Annotated in this window: 22 protein-coding genes; 6 read left to right on the top strand and 16 right to left on the bottom strand. The window is 61.4% G+C overall.

Annotation, left to right across the window (positions count from 1 at the left end; translation table 11 throughout):
* Positions 1–6: 6 nt before the first annotated feature.
* Positions 7–1,389 (bottom strand): PQQ-like beta-propeller repeat protein, encoded by a 1,383-nt coding sequence (locus tag ACSQ16_RS08885; protein WP_243260898.1) that lies wholly within the window; start codon positions 1,387–1,389, stop codon positions 7–9.
* Positions 1,390–1,456: 67 nt separating this feature from the next.
* Positions 1,457–2,161: a hypothetical protein gene (locus tag ACSQ16_RS08880; protein WP_243260899.1), complete on the bottom strand. Its 705-nt coding sequence runs from the start codon at positions 2,159–2,161 to the stop codon at positions 1,457–1,459.
* A 153-nt stretch (positions 2,162–2,314) separates the two neighbouring features.
* Here ACSQ16_RS08880 and ACSQ16_RS08875 point away from each other — a divergent pair, with 153 nt between their 5' ends.
* Positions 2,315–2,764, top strand: a complete 450-nt coding sequence (locus tag ACSQ16_RS08875) for a DUF302 domain-containing protein (RefSeq protein WP_208604003.1) — start codon at positions 2,315–2,317, stop codon at positions 2,762–2,764.
* Between the two features lie 21 nt (positions 2,765–2,785).
* Here the strand turns inward: ACSQ16_RS08875 and ACSQ16_RS08870 are convergent, their stop codons facing one another.
* The 3 genes from ACSQ16_RS08870 to ACSQ16_RS08860 form a co-directional block, all read right to left on the bottom strand.
* Complete coding sequence (locus ACSQ16_RS08870; protein WP_243260900.1) at positions 2,786–3,601, bottom strand: ion transporter; 816 nt, start codon at positions 3,599–3,601, stop codon at positions 2,786–2,788.
* A gap of 110 nt (positions 3,602–3,711) precedes the next feature.
* A complete protein-coding gene (locus tag ACSQ16_RS08865) occupies positions 3,712–5,589 on the bottom strand; it encodes an ABCB family ABC transporter ATP-binding protein/permease (RefSeq protein WP_276521336.1) in 1,878 nt (625 codons plus the stop codon).
* Positions 5,590–5,718: 129 nt separating this feature from the next.
* Entirely contained in the window at positions 5,719–7,680 is a 1,962-nt protein-coding gene (locus ACSQ16_RS08860; protein WP_243260901.1) for a LysM peptidoglycan-binding domain-containing protein, read from the bottom strand.
* A gap of 104 nt (positions 7,681–7,784) precedes the next feature.
* Here ACSQ16_RS08860 and ACSQ16_RS08855 point away from each other — a divergent pair, with 104 nt between their 5' ends.
* Positions 7,785–8,333 (top strand): TIGR00730 family Rossman fold protein, encoded by a 549-nt coding sequence (locus tag ACSQ16_RS08855; RefSeq protein ID WP_243260902.1) that lies wholly within the window; start codon positions 7,785–7,787, stop codon positions 8,331–8,333.
* Here ACSQ16_RS08855 and rarD read toward each other — a convergent pair.
* From rarD to ACSQ16_RS08810, 9 genes are all read right to left on the bottom strand, one after another.
* Positions 8,270–9,190 carry an EamA family transporter RarD gene (rarD, locus tag ACSQ16_RS08850; protein ID WP_243260903.1) on the bottom strand — a complete coding sequence of 307 codons (921 nt, stop codon included), beginning with the start codon at positions 9,188–9,190 and terminating at the stop codon, positions 8,270–8,272. The genes ACSQ16_RS08855 and rarD overlap by 64 nt on opposite strands.
* 67 nt (positions 9,191–9,257) lie before the next feature.
* Positions 9,258–9,713, bottom strand: a complete 456-nt coding sequence (locus tag ACSQ16_RS08845; RefSeq protein WP_093925823.1) for a host attachment family protein — start codon at positions 9,711–9,713, stop codon at positions 9,258–9,260.
* Complete coding sequence (locus ACSQ16_RS08840; protein ID WP_243260904.1) at positions 9,710–9,919, bottom strand: hypothetical protein; 210 nt, start codon at positions 9,917–9,919, stop codon at positions 9,710–9,712. Before ACSQ16_RS08840 ends, ACSQ16_RS08845 begins: the two co-directional genes overlap by 4 nt.
* Positions 9,920–10,652: 733 nt before the next feature.
* Complete coding sequence (locus ACSQ16_RS08835) at positions 10,653–11,252, bottom strand: superoxide dismutase (RefSeq protein WP_243260905.1); 600 nt, start codon at positions 11,250–11,252, stop codon at positions 10,653–10,655.
* A 123-nt stretch (positions 11,253–11,375) separates the two neighbouring features.
* Positions 11,376–11,954: a sarcosine oxidase subunit gamma gene (locus tag ACSQ16_RS08830; protein ID WP_243260906.1), complete on the bottom strand. Its 579-nt coding sequence runs from the start codon at positions 11,952–11,954 to the stop codon at positions 11,376–11,378.
* Positions 11,947–14,964 carry a sarcosine oxidase subunit alpha family protein gene (locus tag ACSQ16_RS08825; RefSeq protein WP_243260907.1) on the bottom strand — a complete coding sequence of 1,006 codons (3,018 nt, stop codon included), beginning with the start codon at positions 14,962–14,964 and terminating at the stop codon, positions 11,947–11,949. Before ACSQ16_RS08825 ends, ACSQ16_RS08830 begins: the two co-directional genes overlap by 8 nt.
* Before the next feature lie 65 nt (positions 14,965–15,029).
* Positions 15,030–15,359: a sarcosine oxidase subunit delta gene (locus ACSQ16_RS08820; protein WP_243260908.1), complete on the bottom strand. Its 330-nt coding sequence runs from the start codon at positions 15,357–15,359 to the stop codon at positions 15,030–15,032.
* A gap of 111 nt (positions 15,360–15,470) precedes the next feature.
* On the bottom strand, positions 15,471–15,749 hold the full coding sequence (locus ACSQ16_RS08815; protein WP_243260909.1) for a hypothetical protein: 279 nt from the start codon (positions 15,747–15,749) through the stop codon (positions 15,471–15,473).
* 103 nt (positions 15,750–15,852) lie between these two features.
* On the bottom strand, positions 15,853–17,097 hold the full coding sequence (locus tag ACSQ16_RS08810) for a sarcosine oxidase subunit beta family protein (protein ID WP_243260910.1): 1,245 nt from the start codon (positions 17,095–17,097) through the stop codon (positions 15,853–15,855).
* Between the two features lie 196 nt (positions 17,098–17,293).
* On the opposite strand from ACSQ16_RS08810, the gene ccmI reads away from it, so the two are divergent.
* From ccmI to ACSQ16_RS08795, 3 genes are read left to right on the top strand one after another with little or no spacing between them, the layout of a single operon-like run.
* Entirely contained in the window at positions 17,294–18,523 is a 1,230-nt protein-coding gene (gene ccmI, locus ACSQ16_RS08805; RefSeq protein WP_435988729.1) for a c-type cytochrome biogenesis protein CcmI, read from the top strand.
* On the top strand, positions 18,520–18,993 hold the full coding sequence (gene ruvX / locus ACSQ16_RS08800; protein WP_093925814.1) for a Holliday junction resolvase RuvX: 474 nt from the start codon (positions 18,520–18,522) through the stop codon (positions 18,991–18,993). The genes ccmI and ruvX overlap by 4 nt, the downstream gene beginning before the upstream one ends.
* A complete protein-coding gene (locus ACSQ16_RS08795) occupies positions 18,986–19,225 on the top strand; it encodes a DUF1289 domain-containing protein (RefSeq protein ID WP_243260912.1) in 240 nt (79 codons plus the stop codon). Before ruvX ends, ACSQ16_RS08795 begins: the two co-directional genes overlap by 8 nt.
* Before the next feature lie 7 nt (positions 19,226–19,232).
* Here ACSQ16_RS08795 and ACSQ16_RS08790 read toward each other — a convergent pair whose 3' ends face one another.
* Both ACSQ16_RS08790 and ACSQ16_RS08785 read right to left on the bottom strand, forming a co-directional pair.
* Complete coding sequence (locus ACSQ16_RS08790; RefSeq protein WP_093925812.1) at positions 19,233–19,487, bottom strand: hypothetical protein; 255 nt, start codon at positions 19,485–19,487, stop codon at positions 19,233–19,235.
* Positions 19,488–19,630: 143 nt separating this feature from the next.
* Positions 19,631–20,452 carry a sulfite exporter TauE/SafE family protein gene (locus ACSQ16_RS08785; protein ID WP_093925811.1) on the bottom strand — a complete coding sequence of 274 codons (822 nt, stop codon included), beginning with the start codon at positions 20,450–20,452 and terminating at the stop codon, positions 19,631–19,633.
* 186 nt (positions 20,453–20,638) lie between these two features.
* On the opposite strand from ACSQ16_RS08785, the gene ACSQ16_RS08780 reads away from it, so the two are divergent.
* A complete protein-coding gene (locus tag ACSQ16_RS08780; protein ID WP_243260913.1) occupies positions 20,639–21,826 on the top strand; it encodes a multidrug effflux MFS transporter in 1,188 nt (395 codons plus the stop codon).
* The last annotated feature ends 1 nt before the right edge of the window (position 21,827 follow it).

The raw sequence follows: 21,827 nt of genomic DNA, 5'->3' as shown, positions 1-21,827 counted from the left end.
TGCGGCCTAACGGAAAGCGTGCAATTGCCCCTTGGACGAGACGACATACAGTGTACCGCCCGCCACGACGGGCGCAGTGGTCGCGCCGCCGGGGATTTCGGTGGTGCCGGTCAACCCGCCATTGGTGGGGTTAAAGCTGCGCAGAACGCCATCATTGGAGGCTACGATCACCCGGCCCCCAGCGATAATCGGGCCGTAATGCGCGACGACTTCGGATTGCCGTTTCGGCTTATCCTTGACGAAATTCGGCAGCGGCGTACCCCAGATGCGACGGCCGGTGCTGGCATCAAGCCGCACAAGTTCGTTCAGGTCGGTCACCGCAAAGACAGAATCGCCCGCAGGCCAGACCGGGCCTATGGCGCCATGGCGTGCGACCCACTTACGATCGCCGCTGTTGACGTCCAGCGCCGCCAAACGGCCCGAGTGGTTGCCCACATAAACGGTCCCGCCCGAGACCACCGGCGCGCTTGTCACATCGCCTACAAAGCTCAGCGCGCGGCCCGGGCGTTTGCCCAGAACAGAGGTCGACCAACGCTCAAGCCCGCCTTGGCGGAACAGCCCCTGCACCTCACCCGACCCAAAAGCGAAGACCGCCAGATCGCTGGTGACAGCAGGCGCAGGCGCACCCAGCACGTTGCTAAGGCTGGTGACCGCACCGGTTTGCCATTGGATGCGGCCAGTCGCCTTGTCCAACGCCCAGCCGGTATCGTCGCCCGCCGTGAGATAGACCAGATCGCCCGACACGGTCGGTGTGCCCGAACCGGTGGCGTCAAGGTCTTGGGTCCAACGCACACCGCCCGTTGTTACGTCGAGCGCGGCCAAAACACCAAAGCCCACGGAGACATAGAGCGTTTCGCCATCCACGGCGAGCCCGCCACCGGTCGCTTGGCCTTCGCGGTCGGACGCGGGGGTGAGCTCGCGGGTCCAGAGCGTTTGGCCCGAGGTCGAGGTCGCCGTGACCTGCGCCCCTGCATCAAGCGTAAAGACACGCCCGCCTGCGACTACGGGATCGGCGGTGATGCGCTGTTTGCGGCTGTCGCCCGCGCCGATCTTGGCGCTCCAGACCGGTTGCAACGCGCTGCGCAGCGCCGGGTGGCTGATGCGGGTCGCGGCGGTGCCGATGCTATGGGTCCAGTTGGCGTTGTTCACGGTGCCGCCCAAAGCAATGGCGCGGCTGGTGTTTTCGGGCACGGGGCCATCAATGGCGTCAAAGGCCGGATCTTGCAGACCTGGATTTTGCAGGACCGCACGCACATCTTCGCGCTTGCCCGGCAGATAGGTCTGCTGGTCTTCGCAGGCACTTAGCAGCAGCGCGGTGCCAATGGCCCCCGCCACGCCCAGACCACGCAGACCCGGACGTCCGGGCTTGGTTTCGCGATGCTTTGTCATGGACCTGCTCACTTTCTGTCTTTCCTCAACCTTCAAGCCCCCGCCGTTTTCGGCGGGTGGATATGTGTCAGTTACCCGTTGCTTCGGGGATCTCTAGCTCAGCCTCTGCGGCGGCGCCATCCAGCCCCGGTTCTTCACCCAAGGCCACAATCACCTGAAGGGCGCGTTGTTGCAAGTCTGGGGTGGTTTCCGCATCGGAAAGAATGGATTGGTAGCGGGCGACGGCCTTGTCGGTCTCGCCTTCTTGGATGTCGATCAGGGCCAATTGCTCTTCCGCCAGCAGACGCAGCGCCGCACCGGGCTGGGCCAACGCCTCCAACGCCTGACGGCGCTCTGCCACGGGCACCGACTGGCCCTGTAGCGTGACAGCCTTGAACTGCGCCAAGTGGCGGTAGATCGGCGCAAGATCACCATCAACCGCGATCGCGTCGAGCTGTTCTACGGCGGCATCAGTCTCTCCCGCTTCGGCGAGGGCATCAGCACGCATGAAATGCAGCACAGCACGGGCACCGGGGCCTTCGGCCTCAATCGGGGCAAGCGCTTCGGCGCGGGCATTGCTGGCGTCTGCTTCCAATGCGCCAAGCATCGCATCGCCCAAGGCTTCGGCCTCTGCCCGCTCTTGGGATTTGGTGTATTCGTTCCACGCAGCACCGCCGACGATGGCGATCACAGCAACCACGGCAATCCAGCCAAAGCGGCGCATCAACCCATAAAGCCGGTCGCGGCGGACCTCTTCGTTCACTTCGTCAATAAAACTGTCGGTATCGCTCATCGCGCCCTGCCCCCGGCCTGATTTTGCCCCTCTTACCGCGCGTGAGCAGCCAAGCCAAGACCCAGCGTACGGGTCCGGCTCCGCGATGCCTGCTTGGCAGTGCGCTAGGTCATGCTAGGTCAGGGGTAGGATAAAGCGAAAAAGGAGACGATGATGAGAGCGATAGCAATGGCCGCAGGTGCAATCATGGCAGCGATGCCTGCCATGGCGCAGGATTTGGTAGCCAAAGTCTCACCTCATGACGTGGTGACGACGATGGACCGACTGGAAAGTGCTGTTGAGGCGGCAGGGGCCGAGGTTTTCGCCCGCGTCGATCACGCAGCAGGGGCCGAGAAGGTCGAGATGGAACTGCGCCCGACGCAGCTTTTGATCTTTGGCAACCCCAAGCTCGGCACGCCCGCGATGCAGGATGCGCAGACCGCCGGACTTGATCTGCCGATGCGGGTGCTGGTCTATGCCGATGGCGAAGGAGCGGTGCATGTGACCTATGCCGACCCTGAAACACTGGTTACGGCCCACGGCCTGCCCGAAGACGCGGAATATATCACCAAGATGACCGAGGCGCTGGATAACCTGACCGCCAAGGCGATTGGCGAAGAATAACGCCTTTCCCCCGCCCGGACCTTAACGTTTGGGCGGGGTGTTCTGCGCTTTGATCAGGTTTTCAAGATCGGTTAGCCGCGACATGACCTCATCACGGTAGGTGTTGGTCTGCTCGTTGCTTTCCTCATGATGCGCGTCTTGCATCGAATTCACGATCAGACCGACCAGCAGGTTCACCACCGCGAAGGTCGTGACCATGATGAAGGGCACGAAGAACATCCACGCAAAGGGATAAACCTCCATCACCGGGCGGACGATGCCCATGGACCACGACTCAAGCGTCATGATTTGGAACAGCGAATAGCCCGACCGGCCCAGCGTGCCGAACCACTGCGGGAAATCAGCGCCAAAGAGCTTGGTGGCCATGACAGAGGCGATGTAAAAGATCACCCCCATCAGCAAGAAAACCGAGCCCATACCGGGCAGCGCGTTGACCAACCCCTCAACCACGCGGCGCAGCGAGGGGGCAACGGAGACGACGCGCAGCAGACGCAAGATGCGCAGCGCCCGCAGAACGCTGAGCCCTTGGGTGGCGGGGATCAGCGAAATGGCGACGATCACAAAGTCAAAAATGCTCCAGCCGCGTTTGAAGAAATCCATCCCCCGACCGTAGAGCTTGATCGCGATCTCAATGACGAAGATGCCGAGACAGATCTTATCGAGCAGCAGGATCAACGGCCCTACCTGCGCCATCACCTCATCCGAGGTCTCAAGCCCCAGAATGACAGCGTTAAAAAGAATCACGGCCAAAATGAAATTCTGGAACGAGGGGCGGTCAGCCAATCGTGCCGCGCGGGCGCGCAGCGACGTCTGAGAGGGGGTGGAGAGATCAGTCATGGCGGTAGATATCGTGTGCCGCTTGGCACAACGCAAGAGCAGATCATCGTCAAAAACGCCATCGGCGGCAATGCTCCGCCCCCCTGCTGAAGAGAGGGGCGAGGTTTGCGTTAGTTCTGTTCTTCCTCTGCCTGCTGGCGCTGCCAGAGTTGGGCATAACGCCCGCCGTGCGCCAAGAGCATTTCATGGCTGCCCTGTTCGACGATCTCACCCTTTTCCAGCACGACGATGCGATCCGCCTCTGCGATGGTCGACAGGCGGTGGGCGATGGTTAGCACCGTGCGCCCTTGGCTCGCGCGGCGCAGCGCGTCTTGGATCTCATGCTCCGTCTCACTGTCGAGCGCGCTGGTCGCCTCGTCCAGCAACAGGATTGGCGGGTCTTTCAACAACGTCCGAGCGATGCCCACGCGCTGCTTCTCCCCGCCTGAAAGCTTCAGACCGCGTTCGCCGACTGTGGTTTCATAGCCCTGCGGCAGCGACATGATGAAATCGTGGATCTGTGCCGCGCGGGCCGCATCCTCGACCTCGGCCTGCGTCGCGCCGTCGCGGCCATAAGCAATGTTGTAGCCAATGGTGTCGTTGAACAGCACCGTGTCCTGCGGCACCACGCCGATCGCCATATGCAGCGAATGCTGGGTCACATCACGCACGTCCTGCCCGTCGATCTTCAGCGCGCCGCCTGCGACATCGTAGAAACGGAACAACAGCCGCCCGATGGTGGATTTGCCCGAGCCGGTCGAGCCGACAATCGCCACCGTCTCTCCCGGCCGCGCCTCAAGCGAGACGCCTTTGAGGATTTCCCGGTCGGTATCATAGGCAAAGCGCACATTCTCCAGCGTCACATGCCCGCCTGATACCTTCAGGTCTGGCGCATTGGGCTTGTCGTCAATCTCTGCCGGTTGTTCGAGCAGGCCGAACATCTGGCCCATATCCACCAGCGCCTGACGGATCTCGCGGTAAACGGTGCCAAGGAAGTTCAGCGGCACGGTCAGTTGGATCATGTAGGAATTCACCATGACGAAGTCGCCGACGCTCAGCTCGCCACTTTGCACGCCCATCGCGGCCATCACCATGACCCCCACCAGCCCGGCGGTGATGATCAGCGCTTGGCCAAAGTTCAGGAAAGCGAGCGAATAGTTCGTCTTGATCGCCGCGTTCTCATAGTCGGCCATCGCCAAGTCATAACGCGCGGCCTCGCGGCCCTCGGCGCCGAAGTATTTCACTGTTTCATAGTTCAGCAGGCTGTCGATCGCGCGTTGGTTGGCCTCGGTGTCGCTGTCGTTCATCTGCCGCCGGAGGCGCACGCGCCATTCGGTGACGGCAAAGGTGAACCAGACATAGATCGCGATGGTCACGGTCACGACCACCAGATACCAAATGTCGAACAATACGGCGAGGATTACGCCGACAAGGATCAATTCAAGGATCAGCGGCCCGATGGAGAACAGCAAAAAGCGCAGCAGAAAATCGACGCCTTTGACACCACGCTCGATGATCCGGCTCAAGCCCCCGGTCTTGCGGGTGATGTGATAGCGCATCGACAGTTTGTGGATGTGTTGAAAGGTCTCAAGCGCCAACATCCGCAGGGCGCGCTGCCCGACGCGAGCAAAGACCGCATCGCGCACCTGCTGAAAGCCCACGCCCATCAGCCGCGCCATGCCGTAGGCGATGGTCAGACCAATCGCCCCAAGCGCCAGCATCGGCGCGCCCTCGCCCGCCAGTGCATCCACCGCGTCGCGGTAGAAGAACGGCGTGGCGACAATAATTAGTTTCGACACCAAAAGCGCCAACATCGCCAGTACCACCCGGCGTTTCACCCATGGCATGTCCTTGGGCCAAAGGTAGGGCGCCACCTTGCGCAGCACCAAAAAGCCCGACTGACGCTCGGCGGCGTCGATCATTTCGGCCTCTGTGGGGATGCGCTCAGGCTTTGGGGTTTTGCGGTCGCGCCGACGCGCGGCGGGCGTTTGGTCTGTATCGGCTGGCATGGGAATTCCTGAAGTGATTACAGGCTACATAGGCTCCAAAGCCGAGGGTTGCCAGTGCGGGGCGGCGCACAGCCGCTCTGCGCGCTGCGAATGCCACCCCGGTTTGGGCCCCTGAGGTCGGGCGTCAGATCACTCCGTTGCGGGTTCTTCTGGCAGGTCAAAGACCTGTCCGGGGTAGATCAGATCGGGGTCGCGGATATTGGCGCTATTGGCCTCGAACACTTTCACGTAGAGCAATGGGTCGCCGTAGCGGTCACGTGAGATTGCCCAGAGCGTGTCGCCTTTCTGGACCGTCACAGCGCTCAGCGGGCCGCTCAGCCCCTCGGTGGCAGCGGCCAGCACCTCAGGGGATTCGCGCTTGAAGGGTGTCTCCACCCGGCTCGTCACATCGCCCGCGCGGGAAAGCTCATCCACGCGCAGGGTATAGACGCCCTCATCGACGTTCGGCAGATCGCCCCGCCAGCGGCCCTCTTGATCGACCGGCAGGTTGATCACCGCGTTATTGTTCAGATAGACCCGCACTTCGCTGGTGTCCGGCTGCGCACGGCCTGCAAGCTGCACGTCACCCTGATCGGAATAGCCGATGGTATCAAGCGCAACATTGGTCATCACCTGCGGCGGCGCGGTGTCGAGCCGCTCCACCCCCTCGGCCGTGGATTTCAGCACCGGGGCTGGCGCAGATGGCTGAGCCGGGGCGGTCCCGGTATCCCGCTCTGGTGTAGGGGTCGGCTCTGCGGGTTGAGGGATGGTGTTTTCCGCGACGCTGGAGGGTTCGGGCGTCGCATTCGGCGCCGCCTCTGCCGCATCGTTTTCTTCTGCGGTTCCTGTCTCAGCCGATGGTGTAACCTCAGCCGAGGCGACAGCAGGCTGATCCACCATTTCAGCAGCGCTGTCTGGTTCCGAAGGCGCGGTGCTCTCGCCCTCGGCAGCGCTGGTACCTGCAAGCGGTGTTGCCTGGGCCTGAGCGGGCGTGCCGCGGGCTTCGCCTGCCTCACCCTCGGCGCGGTCTTGCTTCAATGGCGCAGTCTCGCCAGCCTCAGCGGTTCCGGTCCCTGCCAGCGGTGTCGCTTGAGCCGTTGCAGTGGCGCGATCTGTTTGGCCTGACACCCCAGTCGCACTGCCTTGCGTTTTCGGAAGCTCTGCTTCAGGCCCAGCGGTGCCTGTCCCGGCCAGCGGCGTGGCAGTGGTTGCAGGTGTCTGGGTTTGCGCATCGGTGTCTTCAGGTCCAGCGGTCGCAGTGCCCGCTAAAGGAGTCGCTTGGTCAGATATTGAACCCACAGGTACTGCATTGCCATCCGTCGCAGCCATCGTCTCTGCGTCACTGTTTTTCGGGGCCGTCGTTTCGGACGCAACCACGTCAGTTCCAGCGCGCGGCATAGCGTCTGAGGTTTCAGATTTAACCTCTGCCTCAGCCGTATCCTCCGTGGCAACCTCAGCAGTTACACTCTGGCGGTCTATCTCTCCGGCCACCTGCTCTGCATCGTTCTGTATCAGATCAACCGGGTTTTCCTCAGGCGCGGGGTTCGCCTCTGCCATCTCAATTGGTGCATTCTTTGGGGCGGAGGGGGTAAGGATGATCTCTTCTTCCGATGCAATCTTGGTCTCACCATCCTGCTCCAAAAGGGTCAGCACATGACCCGCCTCACTGGGCGGGATGATCGCAAGGGTTGCAAATTTCCCGGCTCCATCAGCGGTCGCGCTGGCGACTTCTTTGCCATCTTTCAGCACAGACACGGTGCTGCCCGGCGTCGCGCGGCCTGCGATCACGGTCATGCCATCGCTTTCGCGGCGCACTTCGTCAAAGGCAGGCGCTGCGGGTTGTTCAGCGGTTTTCACGGGCGCATCTGGCTGGGGTTCTGTCGCGGCCTCCCCCTTAGGGCCAAGAGAAACGCCCTGAACGGCATTCGGGGCAAGCGTGGCATTTTCTGGCGTGGCATCGCGTTCGGGCACCACGGCAACAGCGGTTTGCGGCGCGTCTTCCGGCCCGGCGCGTTTGCTGCCGATCCACGCCCCAAGTGCGAGCACCGCCGCCGCAAAGGCGCCCGCCGCCATCGCCCCCATGCCGCCAAACCGGCCAAGTCCCTTGAACATCTTCTACTTCCCCTGTGGTTGAGCCTTTTTAGCAAGCAGGCTAACAGGGGTCAAAAGCGCAGACGATCCGCGCAGATTTTTCCTAATCATCAGGACACTTTAACATGCAACATTCTGTCTGTGTCTATTGCGGCTCTCGCCCCGGCGACGACGAGGCCTTTACCCGGGATGCCGAAACACTGGGCCGTGGTTTGGCTGAAGCCGGGCTGCGGCTGGTCTATGGTGCGGGTGATGTCGGCCTGATGGGCAGTGTCGCACGGGCGGCGCAGCAGGCAGGTGGCGATACCTTTGGCGTGATCCCCGCACATCTAGTGGCATGGGAAGTCGGTAAGACCGATCTGACCCGCTACATCGTGACTGAAACGATGCATGAACGTAAGAAGGTGATGTTCATGAACAGCGATGCCGTGGCGGTTTTGCCGGGCGGCGCAGGATCACTGGATGAGCTTTTCGAGGTCCTGACATGGCGACAATTAGGCCTCCATGAAAAACCTATCTTCCTTGTGAATACAAACGGTTACTGGGATCCCTTCATGTCATTGATGAACCATGTCGTTGACCATGGTTTCGCGGATAGAACCCTGCTGGATTACGTGACTGTAGTTGCGGATGCGGATGCCGCCCTCAGCGCCCTGCGCCGCGCTTTGTCTTGACGGAACGTGGTCACGGAATAAAGCGCTAGCGCGCACCAGATCAGCACGAAGGCTTGCACATGCCACCCGGTAAATGGCTCGCGGAACAAGACCACGGCGCAGAAAAACTGTAGGGTCGGATTGATGTAGCTTAACAATCCTGCGGTCGCCATCGACAGCCGTCGGGCAGCATAGCTGAACAGGATCAGCGGTGTTGCCGTGATCGGGCCGGCCAACATCAGCAGCGCGGTATCGCGAAATGACGCGCCAAAAGCCCCGGCACCATTGTCACCCGTTTGCCACAGGACCAAGATTGCAAGCGGTGACAGCAAAAGCACTTCGGCGGTGACAGATATCACCGGCCCCACGGCCAGCCGTTTTTTCGCAAGGCCATAAAGCCCGAATGATGCCGCGATCATCACCGCCAGCCAAGGCGCGCTTCCCAGCCCAAAGGTCAGCAGCCCCACTGCGACGGTCACCAGCCCCACCGCAGAAAGCTGCACGCGGTTTAGCTGCTCAGCAAAGACCAATCGCCCCAGCAGCACAGACACTAGTGGAAAGATGTAATAGCCTAAAGCGGCCTCTGTCGCCTGCCCACTCTGCACAGACCAGATAAAAATATACCAATTCGTCGCGATCATTATCGCAGCGATGGCCAGCAGGCCGAATGCACGCGGCCCGGCCATGGCAGAAAAGATGGACCGTAACCGCCCCTGCACTGTCAGAACCACCACAAAAAAGGCCAATGACCACAGGGTACGATGGGCTAGGACCTCGGCGGCGGGCACATGCGCGAGTAACTTGTAAAAAATTGACGACAACCCCCAAACGCAGCAGGCCGCGATCATGGCGGCGAACCCTTTGGTTGTGTCTGTCATGGAATATCCTTGGCGCGGTTGAGTGCCTTCCTTGTGGCGGCAATCAATACCCGCGCCAAGGGAAAAGTCAGGCCTCGGCCAACTCACCCGCGACGATCTTTTCGATCTCATCAATGGGATGGTTCGTCAGGGTCTTGGGAATCTCTCCCACGACCTTGCTTTGCACCTCTTTGTGCAGATTGTCGCGCAGATCCCCAAGCACCGCAGGCGGAGCCACTAGAACGATCCGGTCATAGCGACCTTTATGCGCGAGTTTGTAAAGAATATCGGACAAATCCTTGGCAAAACGCTCTTTTTCCAACTCATGCCAGTCCGTATCATCAAAGGCAGACCGATGGCCGCTTGGCCCATCGCTCATCCGTCCGGGGCGGTTGGCGGCTTGTTCGCGCGCGGGTGGATTTTCCTGCTCTTCCTTGCGCACAACCTGAAGATAAGGGTCATCACCATCAGTATGGTTTTGCAGGAACAATGCCTTTTCGCCATCCGCGATCAGCACCCATGTGTCTTGGCTGAGTTTGGTCATGAAGCCTCTCCGTGATTGCGTTTGTCTTCGCCCGTGACACGGGTAATCCCGTCATCGCCTTTCTCGGCCCGGCGCTCTGCGTCTTGAGTGCCTACGTCCTTTTGCAGGTCCCCTCCGGCGCGTCCGCCTTGGGATGGCGTCTCGGTATCAGAAACGAATTTTTCCGTCTCCTGCGTACCGTCGTTTGATCTCTTACGCTCGGCCATGTTGTCCTCCTTATGACGTGAAGTGTCAGGGGAAAAACCATTCCGAAGGGTCTTAGGTTCCAACGAAAAACCCCGCAGCGAACTGCGGGGTTTGGGTCTTAATCGCAATCAGCTCAAAGGCTGCGATGGTCAGATTACAGACGCGAGGCGACGTTGCCCAGTTCACCCAGCCTGCGGCGTGCCGTGGGCGTCGGTGACTGAGAGAGCAACGTCCGCTTCAAACGCGGACGTTGATGACGGTCGCATCGTCGGATTACAGACGCGAGGCGACGTTGCCCCAGTTCACCCAGCCTGCGGCGTGCCGCGGGCGTCGGTGACTGGGAGAGCAACGTCCGCTTCAAACGCGGACGTTGATGACGGTCGCATCGTCGGATTACAGACGCGAGGCGACGTTGTCCCAGTTCACCCAGCCTGCGGCGTGCCGCGGGCGTCGGTAACTGGGAGAGCAACGTCCGCTTCAAACGCGGACGTTGATGACGGTCGCATCGTCGGATTACAGACGCGAGGCGACGTTGTCCCAGTTCACCCAGCCTGCGGCGTGCCGCGGGCGTCGGTGACTGGGAGAGCAACGTCCGCTTCAAACGCGGACGTTGATGACGGTCGCATCGTCGGATTACAGACGCGAGGCGACGTTGTCCCAGTTCACCCAGCCTGCGGCGTGCCGCGGGCGTCGGTGACTGGGAGAGCAACGTCCGCTTCAAACGCGGACGTTGATGACGGTCGCATCGTCGGATTACAGACGCGAGGCGACGTTGTCCCAGTTCACAAGATTGTCGAGGAAGTTCGACAGGTAGTCGGGACGCGCGTTGCGGAAATCGATGTAATAGGAGTGCTCCCACACGTCACAACCAAGCAGCGCGGTCTGGCCGAAGCAAACGGGGTTCACGCCGTTTTCGGTCTTGGTGACCTTCAGGCCGCCGTCTTTGTCTTTTACCAGCCATGCCCAACCTGAGCCGAACTGGCCCGCGCCTGCGGCTTTAAACTCGTCCTTGAACTTGTCGACCGAACCAAAGCTCTCGGTGATCGCTTTTTCCAGCTCACCGGGCATTTTGCTGTCGTTCGGGGTCATCATTTCCCAGAACTGGTTGTGGTTCCACAGCTGGCTGATGTTGTTGAAGATGCCATTCTGGGCGACAGCATTCGCGTCATAGGTGCCTTTGATGATCTCTTCGAGGGTCTTGCCCTCCCACTCGGTGCCTTCAATCGCCTTGTTGCCGTTGGTCACATAGGCGTTGTGGTGCTTATCGTGGTGGTATTCCAGCGTTTCCTTGGACATGCCTTTGGATGCAAGCGCGTCATGGGCATAGGGAAGATCGGGAAGTTGAAAAGCCATTTCGGGGGCCTCCTCATTTTGGAATTTCGCTGCGGCCACTTGATGTGCATCAAGCGGTAACGTCAAGATCAACGTCCGCAAATCATATCTGTTCCGAGCGATTTAGTCGGATTTCTTCCCGGTTTACGGCGCTGAAAAATGCCCCACCGCGCTGCCCGGCTGCGCTGCGACTTTAAGCTGATCGAACATATATTGCGCGACAGAGCGGAAGCAGACCACTTGAAAGGCCCCATCTTCGCGGAGCCAAAAGGCTGCCGGGATTTGACCCACGCGGGTGCGCCGAAACATGCCGGGTGTGAATTTCGCGGGGGCCAGATCAACCGGCGCAAGCTTGGCCAAGACCTCTCGGGCATGGGTGCCCTCGATACGAAATGCCGCCCGTGCGCCCGATACATCGACGGCCAGCGTATGGGTATCCTCAAAGGCTGCATGCAGCCGCGAAAGCACCTCAGCCACCTGTGCATGGGGGCAAATCAGCAGCAATTCATCCGGCGACATCCATGCCACCGCCGACGTGCCATCGCTGTTGCACATGCCGCTTTCAGGGCGCTCCAGCCCGACGGTTTTATTGATGACCTTGCGCAGAAAGGCCGCTTCCAAATCGCCACGAATGGTGATCATCCCCAGAGGGCCAATCTCAGAAATCGTTGCAATTCCCGCGTCATAACGCGCGTTCTTCAGGGCGGTAACGGCTTCAGACATTTTGCTTCTCCCCCTTGGGATCGTAAAATACGGGATCGACGATTCTGGCCTCATAGGTCTTGCCATCGGTGCCGGGGAAGCTCAGCAATTCGCCCATCCGGTCCGGCCCATGCAGCACCAGCCCCATGGCAATACCCCGATCAAGCGTCGGCGAATGATAGGTCGAGGTCACACGCCCCTGCATCACCTTCTGGCCGTTCTCGTTCTCGCCCTCGCCGAGCGCATACGCGCCATCCGGCAGGGTGCTGCCATCGGTGGTTTCCAGTCCCACCAGCTTCCACCGGGACGGATCCTGCATATGGCTGCGCTGCTGGGCGCGTTTGCCAAGATAGTCGTCTTTCTTTTTCGAGATCGCCCAGTTGAGGCCGAGGTCTTGCGGGATCACCGTGCCATCGGTCTCATCCCCGATCATGATGAAGCCTTTTTCGGCGCGCAGGATGTGCAGACATTCCGTGCCATAGGGCATCAAGCCCAAGTCATGCCCGGCGATCAGCAGCGCGTCCCAAAAGGCTTGCCCCTGCCCGGCCTCCACCGCGATCTCATAGCTAAGCTCGCCCGAGAAAGAAATACGGAAGACCCGCACCTCAAAGCCGCCCAATTCGCCCTCGGTCCACTCCATGAAGCCAAGCGCCTCGCGGCTCAGGTCCATGCCGCCGAGTTTCTCTAAACACTTCCGTGCATTCGGCCCGACCACGGCCACCTGCGCGTAATGCTCGGTGGCGTTCACCACATGAACCTTCCAGTCCCACCATTCGGTCTGGAGCCATTCCTCCATATGCGCGTGGATGCTGTCGGCCCCGCCTGTAGTGGTGTGGCAGAGGAAGGTCTGTTCATCCAAACGCGCGACCACGCCGTCGTCGATCAGGAAGCCGTTTTCGTTGCACATCAATCCATAGCGGCATTTGCCGGGTTTCAGCGTCGACATCATGTTCGTGTAAAGCATGTCGAGGAACCGCGCTGCATCCGGGCCGCGCACGATCAGCTTGCCAAGGGTCGAGGCATCCAGCAGGCCGAGGTTTTGCCGCGTGTTCGTCACCTCGCGCATCACCGCGTCATGGGTGCTTTCGCCGCTTTGCACATAGGCATAGGGCCGCCGCCATTGGCCGACCGGCTCCCAGATCGCACCGTTGCTTTCGTGCCAATCATGCAGCGGCGTGCGGCGGATCGGCTGGAAAGTGTCGCCCCGCGCAGCCCCCGCAATCGCGCCCATCGAAATCGGGTGATAGGGCGGGCGGAAGGTGGTGGTGCCGACGCTGGGAATCTCGGCGTCCAGCGCCCCCGCGAGCGTGGCCAGCCCGTTGATATTGCTGAGCTTTCCCTGATCCGTCGCCATGCCAAGCGTGGTATAGCGTTTCGCATGTTCGACCGAGACGAAGCCCTCTTGCGCGGCCAGCCGCACGTCCGAGACTTTCACGTCGTTCTGATAGTCCAGAAAGGTCTTTTCGCGCAGTTTCACACTGGCACCCTGCGGCATCTGCCAGACCGGCATCATCGGCGCCTCTTCGCGGCGCAGCGCTTCGGGCGATGTAAAATCGCGCGGCAGTTTGAAACCAAGCGACGTGGCCACCCCGTCAGCGGCGACATGGGCGTCATGCAGCACATCGTCCAAGGGGAACACCCCAGCCGCAGCCCCGGCGGGCGTGACGAAACCATGGCCGTCAGCGCCAGTTGGTGGATGATCCTGATTTGGGCGGAAACAGGCATGGGTAGTATCCCACGTCAGTTTGCCGCCGCAGTGGGACCACAGATGCACCACGGGCGACCAGCCGCCCGACATGGCGACGGCGTCGCAGGCGATCTCTTCCAACACCGATCCCTCACCGGCCTGCGAGCAAACGGCGACCCCCGTCACCCGCTTACCGCCCAGAACCGAAGAGATCCCCTGCCCCATGACCACCCGAATGCCGAGCGCCTTGGCCTGCGCCACCAGCTCGCTGTCTTGCGGCAGCACGCGTGCGTCAAGCACCGCAGGCACCTCCAGCCCCGCCTGTTTCAGCGCGATGGCGGTAAGATAGGCGTTGTCGTTATTCGTCACTAGAACCGTGCGGTCACCGGGCGAGACGCCGAAATTCCCCACATAGTCGCGCATGGCTGAGGCCAGCATCACTCCGGGCACATCATTGCCAGCAAAGCTGAGCGGGCGCTCAATTGCTCCGGTCGCGGTAATCACGTGGCCCGCGCGGACGCGCCAGAGGCGGTGGCGTGGTCCGGCAACCTCGGGCGCATGATCGCGCAACCTTTCATAGCCCAGCACATAGCCATGGTCATAGACACCCGCACCCATGGTGCGGTCGCGCAGATCGACATTCTCCATGCCGCGGAGCCGGTCGAGAGTCGCGGTGATCCACGTCTCAACCGGGGCGCCGTCCACTGTGCCGCCGTCGACCGGCGCACGCCCGCCCCAATGGGCCGATTGCTCCATCACGATGACCCGCGCACCGCTCAAACCCGCCGCCAAAGCAGCCTGAAGCCCCGCGACACCACCGCCGATGACCAGCACATCGCAGAAGGCGTGGAAGTGTTCATAGGTGTCGGCATCCGCCGCCTTGGGCGCTTTGCCCAGACCGGCGGAATGGCGGATAATCGGCTCATAGAGGTGTTTCCACAGCGGGCGCGGATGCATGAACATCTTGTAATAAAAGCCCGCAGGCAGAAAGCGGCTGAGGTGTTTGTTAAGCGCCCCGACATCGAACTCAAGGCTCGGCCAATGGTTCTGGCTTTCCGCCTCCAACCCCTCGTAAAGCTCGGTCGTGGTGACGCGGGCGTTGGGCTCAAACCGCCCCTCTTGGCCAAGGCCGACCAGACCGTTGGGCTCTTCGGGGCCGGAGGTCACGATGCCGCGCGGACGGTGGTATTTGAACGAACGCCCGACCAGCACCTGATCATTGGCCAGCAAGGCCGAGGCCAGCGTGTCGCCCTCATAGCCGCGCATTTGCTTGCCGTTGAAGGTGAAATTCAGCGGTTTGCTTTTGTTCAGCAGGCGGCCGCCTGTGGCCAGTCTTGTGCTCATCTTGGGAAACCTTGCGGGCTGGTGGAGGGCGGATGCCTCCCGGTTGGGTTGGGGCCGAGGCGGGGTTAGCTGGCTGCGGGCCATTGCCAATCGGGATGGCGTTTGCGGATCGCGTCAACGATATGATCCGGTGGCGCGAGGGTCTGGGCCGCATAGCTGCCAAAGACCTCAAGCGTGGCGGTATCACGCGCCATGTGGAACCACTTGCCACAGCCATAGACATGACGCCAACGCTCTAGATGCACACCCTTCGGATTTTGGCGCATGAACAGGTAGCTTTCAAACTCACCTTCAGCTCCGTCCGGCCCCACACGCTTTAAATGTGCCTCACCGCCGCCGTGAAACTCTGTTTCTTCGGCTGTGACATGGCAACAAGGACAGGTAAGGATCAGCATGGGCAGGCTCCTAAGCACGGGGCAGACAGCAAAACGCCGCCCCTGCGCAATAGCGCGGAGCGGCGTTCGCCGTGTCGAGGCAGCGCCACACGGGGCATTGCCGGAGTGGATTTACTCAGTCGGGGTTGCTGTCTCTTCGACCGCATCTGCAGTGCCTTCGGCAGCGCCTTCAACCGCTTCGCCTGTGCTTTCTGCGGCACCTTCGATGTTGACGTTGACGTCATCTGCGCCATCCAAGTCGCCACCGGCAAAGAGGAAATAGGCCAGCAGAGCCACAACAACGACAACCGCACCAACGATAAACGCGAGGCCATTGCCGCCGCGGTCTGTCGTGGTTGTGGTTGTGGTCGTGTTCGTATGGTCGGTGTGATTGTTTTCCGGGGTTGCCATTGTTCAGCTCCGTTTAATTCAATGTCTGAACAGGCAACGCGGCTGAACGCAAACTCGTTCCCCCCGACGACCTCACAGAGCGGATTGTGGCTGACCGGCAACATCAATGAGCCACCCCGGCAGCCACGGATTCGTCGATAAAGCGCCCTTCGGCGAAACGCTCCAACCCAAAGGCATCGGTCAGCGGCGAATGCCCCTTGGCCATCAACTCGGCAAAACCCCAGCCCGACCCGGGGATCGCCTTGAACCCGCCCGTGCCCCAGCCACCGTTGATAAACACCCCCTCGACCGGTGTCTTGGAAAGGATCGGAGAGCGGTCGCCGGTGACATCCACGATGCCGCCCCATTGCCGCAGCATCTTGAGCCGGGAGATCATCGGGAAAGTCTCAACCAGCGCGCGCACCGTCTCTTCGATGTGGTGAAAGCTGCCCCGTTGGGTGTAATTGTTATGCCCGTCCGTACCACCGCCGATGACCATCTCGCCCTTGTCGGACTGGCTCATATAGCCATGCACCGTATTGGCCATGACGACGACATCCATACAGGGTTTGACCGGCTCCGAGACCAGCGCCTGCAAGGCCACGCTTTCGATCGGCAGACGGAAGCCCGCCATATTTGCCAGCTGCCCCGAGTGTCCGGCCACGACGATCCCCAGTTTGTCGCAGTCGATATCGCCGCGCGTGGTGCTGACGCCGGTCACCTTGCCGCCTGTCTGGCGCACGCCGGTGACTTCGCACTTCTGGATGATGTCCATGCCCATATCCGAGCAGGCCCGCGCATAGCCCCAAGCCACCGCATCATGGCGCGCCGTGCCGCCCCGCGCTTGCCAGAGCCCACCCAGAACCGGATAGCGCGGCCCATCTATGTTGATGATCGGCACCAGTTGTTTGACGCGGTCCGGGCCGATGAATTCGGTGCTGACGCCCTGAAGCGCGTTGGCATGCGCGGTGCGCTTATAGCCGCGCACCTCATGTTCGGTCTGTGCCAGCATGATCACCCCGCGGGGGGAGAACATGACATTATAGTTCAAATCCTGGCTCATCGTCTCATAAAGGCTGCGCGCCTTTTCGTAGATCGCGGCAGAGGGGTCTTGCAGATAGTTCGAGCGGATGATCGTCGTGTTGCGCCCGGTGTTACCGCCGCCCAGCCAGCCCTTCTCAAGCACCGCGACATTGGTGATGCCGAAATTCTTGCCCAGATAATAGGCCGTCGCCAGCCCATGCCCGCCGGCACCGACGATGATCACATCATAGCGTTTTTTCGGTTGCGCATCGCGCCACGCGCGGGTCCAGCCCGTATGATGGCGCATCGCCTCTCGGGCCACTGCGAAAACGGAGTATTTCTTCATCACGTCACTTCCCGGCAAGGATTCGGGCCGCGCGGGCGGCTGTGGTCTTTTCTGAGCCTAGGAGCAGATATTCGAAATGACCACCACGGCATTTGGACGCGGTTTTGCGACATGTGGTGCAATTGGTGAAAAATGCCGCAGGGGGCGCGGCAATTGCGGTCTTTTGTCGGCGTCGGGCAAAGGTTAGGTAGAGGGCATGATATTTTGGTTTCTCTCTGGCGCGATGGCGCTTGTCGTAGGTGGTTCTCTGGCGCGGGCCGCATGGCGCGGCTCGGATACGCCCCTGCCCGTACAGGCGGATTATGATCTCAAGGTCTACCGCGACCAATTGGATGAGGTGGAGCGTGACGTAGCGCGCGGTGTGGTGCCTGAGGCCGATGCCGCCCGAATCCGGACCGAGATCTCGCGCCGTATCCTCGCCGCCGATGCTGGGCGCGACACGCGTGTACAAAGCACGTCGCGGCCCGCGCCGCTCGTGCTAATCGGGGGGATTATCGCTTTGGGTGCCGGGTCACTGGCGCTGTACTGGCATCTGGGCCAACCCGGCTATGGTGATCTGGCGCTTGCTGACCGCATCGCCTTTGCCGAGGACATGCGCCGCAACCGCCCCAGCCAGCAAAGCGCGGAAGAAAGCCTGCCTGCCAGCCCCAGTACCGAGGGGCTGAGCGCGGATTACCTCGCGCTGATGCAACAGCTCCGCGCGACGGTCAAAGAACGGCCCGAGGATTTGCAGGGCCAGACCCTGTTGGCGCAGAACGAGGCCCGCGTCGGGAACTTCGCCGCCGCAGCCGAGGCGCAGGGCAATGTGCTGCGTCTTAAGGGCGCGGATCGTACCGCCAAGGACATCGCCGACTACGCCGAACTTCTGGTGTTGGCCGCGGGGGGCTATGTCTCTCCCGAGGCGGAAACGGCCCTGCGCGAAGTGCTGAACCGCGATGAGCAGGATGGCCGCGCGCGCTATTACCTTGGGCTGATGATGGTTCAGACCGGGCGGCCAGATGTCGGTTTCCGTATTTGGGACGCGCTGTTGCGGCGCGGGCCTGAGGATGCAGCATGGATTGAGCCGATCCGCGTACAGATCCCACAGGTCGCAGCCCTTGCCGGGGTGGATTACGAAATACCTCAGACAGGCAACGGCGCGCCTGCCCGAGGGCCGTCCGCCGAAGACATCGAGGCCGCCTCGGAAATGGACGCGGGCGACCGGATGGAAATGATCGGCGGCATGGTCGCGGGCCTCTCTGACCGTCTGGCCAGCGAAGGCGGCCCGCCGCAGGACTGGGCGCGGCTGATAACCTCGCTTGGCGTCTTGGGCGACACCGATCAGGCACGCGCAGTCTATGACAATGCGCTTGAGGTCTTCTCGGGCGATAGCGCAGCGTTGGATATGATCCGCAATGCCGGAGAACGCGCAGGGGTGGCAGGATGATTTTTGACGACACCGCAGATTTTATCGCCGCCCTTCCCCCGATGCAGGCGCTGATCGGGTTGGATCTGGGAGAGAAAACCATCGGCGTCGCGGTAAGCGACAGTTTCCAATCTGTCGCCACCCCGCTGGAAACCGTGCGGCGCAAGAAATTTGGGCTGGATGCCGCGCGTCTGGCCGAGATCATCGCCGAGCGCCGTATCGGCGGTCTCGTTCTGGGCCTGCCGCGCAACATGGACGGCTCTGAGGGGCCGCGCTGCCAATCGACCCGCGCTTTCGCCCGCAACTTCGACCGGCTCACGCCGCTGCCGATCACCTATTGGGACGAGCGGCTGTCGACCGTGGCCGCCGAACGCGCGCTGCTAGAGGCCGACACCACCCGCAAACGCCGCGCCGAGGTAATTGACCATGTGGCGGCGGGCTATATTTTACAGGGGCTTTTGGACCGCTTGCAGGTGATGCGCCGTGAGTAAGAAGGTCTGGCAGCGCGATGAGATTGAAAGCCCCTGCATCAACATCTGCGTGGTGCATCCCGAAAGTCGACTCTGCACCGGCTGCCTACGCTCGATTGATGAGATTGGCCGTTGGTCAACAATGAGCAGCGACGAACGCCGCGCCATCATGGAAGAATTGCCTGAACGGGCCAGCGCCCACACAAAACGGCGCGGGGGACGCGCGGCGAAACTGGCCCGACGCCGCGATTAGCGCGGCCTCACGCGCCGCGGCGTTGGGTGATCTGATTAAGAAAGATCAGCGCGGCGTCGCTATCTGTGCCGTCGCGGTAACCAATGGGGCTAGCGTTATAGTTCGCCGCCGGGAAAGACGCCCGTGCGAAAGACAAGCTGGTTTCGCGGGTGAACATCCCATCAAAACGGAACGCCCGACGACCATTACGCGCAGGCCGCCAATAAGCGAGGTTCTCGCCCTGCCCTTTTAGAATGATTGCTTTGGTCCGGTACTGGCCCATTAGATCGATTCCTCTGATTCTGCCGCCGTTAGGGCATTCAACCTCTAGTTTGTGTCGAGAATGCGGCGAATTGATGAAAATGGGCTTAAATTGGGCGTAAATTGTCGAATTTCGGCAGGTTTAAGGTGTAAAACCGGACGACCCTACCCCCAGAGTGCCTTTCTCAACATATTTAGTGCCACCAGTATCAGAAACACGGCAAAGACCCGCCTTAACGGCTTGGGGTCCATCGCGTGGGCCAATCGCACGCCCCAAGGTGCCGTGATCAGTGTCATCGCCACAACGATCCCAAAGGCTGCGACATTGACCGCGCCTATCGTCAGCGGTGGTCGGTTTTGGGCTATGTCCACAAACAGAAATGCAATGACCGACGGCACGGCGATCAATAGGCCAAAGCCCGCCGCAGTGGCCACAGCCTTGTGGATCGGCCGCCCGTGCAATGTCATGAGCGGCACGCCAAAGCTGCCGCCGCCGATCCCCATGAGAACCGACAGAAACCCGACCATTGGCGATAGAACCGCACGTTTAATGCCGCGCGGCATGTTCTCTCCCAAGCGCCAATCGCTGCGCCCGAACCCAAGATAAAGCCCGACAAGCAATGCCAAGCCGCCGAAAATCATCTGGAGCGTCACAGTTCGCAATTGTGACACCAAAATCACGCCCAGAACCGCGCCCAGCATGATACCCGGTGCCCAAGTCCGCAGAATTTCCCAATCGACCGCGCCCTTCTTGTTATGTGCATGCACCGACCGCGCCGAGGTGACGATGATGGTCGCCAGCGAGGTCGCAAGGCAGATCTGCATCAATTGCGGCCCGCCATAGCCCAACGAATGCAGCACATAAAAGAAGGCAGGCACCAAGACGATGCCGCCGCCCACGCCAAGCAACCCCGCCAAGACACCCGCAATCCCCCCGATCAGGACAATAAGCGCCAGCATCGGCAGCAATACGTTCAACTCTGGCATGGAAGCCCTCCCCGAGGTTTCTGCGCTCTTTCAAGCCGTTTCCTACCGGGGGTTCAAGGCCATAAAGGCGGGGTTGCACTTCCCCTACGGAAGGTTAGGTTGCGCGCGAAGTTCAAGGCGGGCATATCGGTCTGCGCTTGCCGCCTCCTCCTATGGCTGCGGCCATCCCATCCGAAAGGACATCACGTGCTACGTTCAGCGCTCATTCTCGGGTTGCTGGGGCTGGTCGGCCCCTTCGCCATCGACATGTATCTGCCCGCCATGCCCGCCATCGCCGCCAGCTATGGCGCGTCTGAGACGGCGGTTCAGGCAACCATCACCGCCTATTTCATCGCCTTCGGACTGGGTCAGCTTTTCTATGGCCCGTGGGCCGATCAGGCGGGGCGCAAGCTGCCGATCATGGTGGGGCTGGTGCTTTTCTTGATCGCCTCCTTCGGGGCCGCCTTTGCGCCGACGATGACGGCGCTGATCGGCTGGCGGGCGCTGCAAGGGCTCGGCGGTGCGGTGCTGATGGTGGTGCCGCGTGCGATCATCCGCGACCAATATACTGGCACGCAGGCCACGCGGTTGATGGCGATGTTGATGCTGGTGATCTCGATCTCGCCGATGCTGGCCCCTCTGGCTGGCAGCGCAGTGATGGCGCTGGCCGATTGGCGCGCGATTTTCATGACCTTGGCTGTCTTGGCTATCGCCGCTCTGGCCCTCACCGCCTTCGCTCAGCCCGAAACGCTGCCTGTAAAACGCCGCGTGCGGATCAACCCGCGCAACCTTGCACGCGGGGCAAAGGTACTACTGAGCGATCCGATCTTCATGGGGCTGACCTTTATCGGCGGCTTTGCCATGGGGTCTTTCTTTGTCTTCATCGCCTTCGCGCCCTTCGTCTACACCGGGCAATACGGGCTGGGGCCGACCGGGTTCTCGCTGGCCTTTGCGGTGAACGCAGTTGGCTTCTTCTCGGCCTCGCAACTGGCCGGTTTTCTAGGCGAACGTTGGGGCATGCGCAGCCTCGTGCGGCGCGGGGTAGCGGGCTTCGTCTTCCTTTCCGCCGCGATCTTTATCACCGCGTTGGTCACCGAGCCGGGCCTCTATCTGGTGATGGCGGGGCTGTTTTGCGCCAACGCCTGCCTTGGCGTCGTGGTGCCGACGGTCATGGTCGTGGCGCTGGACGATCACGGCGATATCGCGGGGCTTGCGTCGTCACTGGGCGGCACCTTGCAGATGGTAGCAGGTGGCCTTTCCATCGCGCTGGCCGGGCCGTTCTTTGACGGTTCTGTCACACCGATGCTGGGGGCGATCGCAGCCTGCGGTCTGGTAGCGGCGGTGCTTACCTTAGCGCTCCTACGCCCACGCCCTGTGATTGAACCGACTGCCTGAC

Source organism: Sulfitobacter sp. SH24 (assembly GCF_965641895.1).
Classification (GTDB): Bacteria; Pseudomonadota; Alphaproteobacteria; order Rhodobacterales; family Rhodobacteraceae; genus Sulfitobacter; species Sulfitobacter dubius.
Note: the sequence above shows the minus strand (reverse complement) of the source record. Positions and strands in the feature narration are given on the sequence as shown.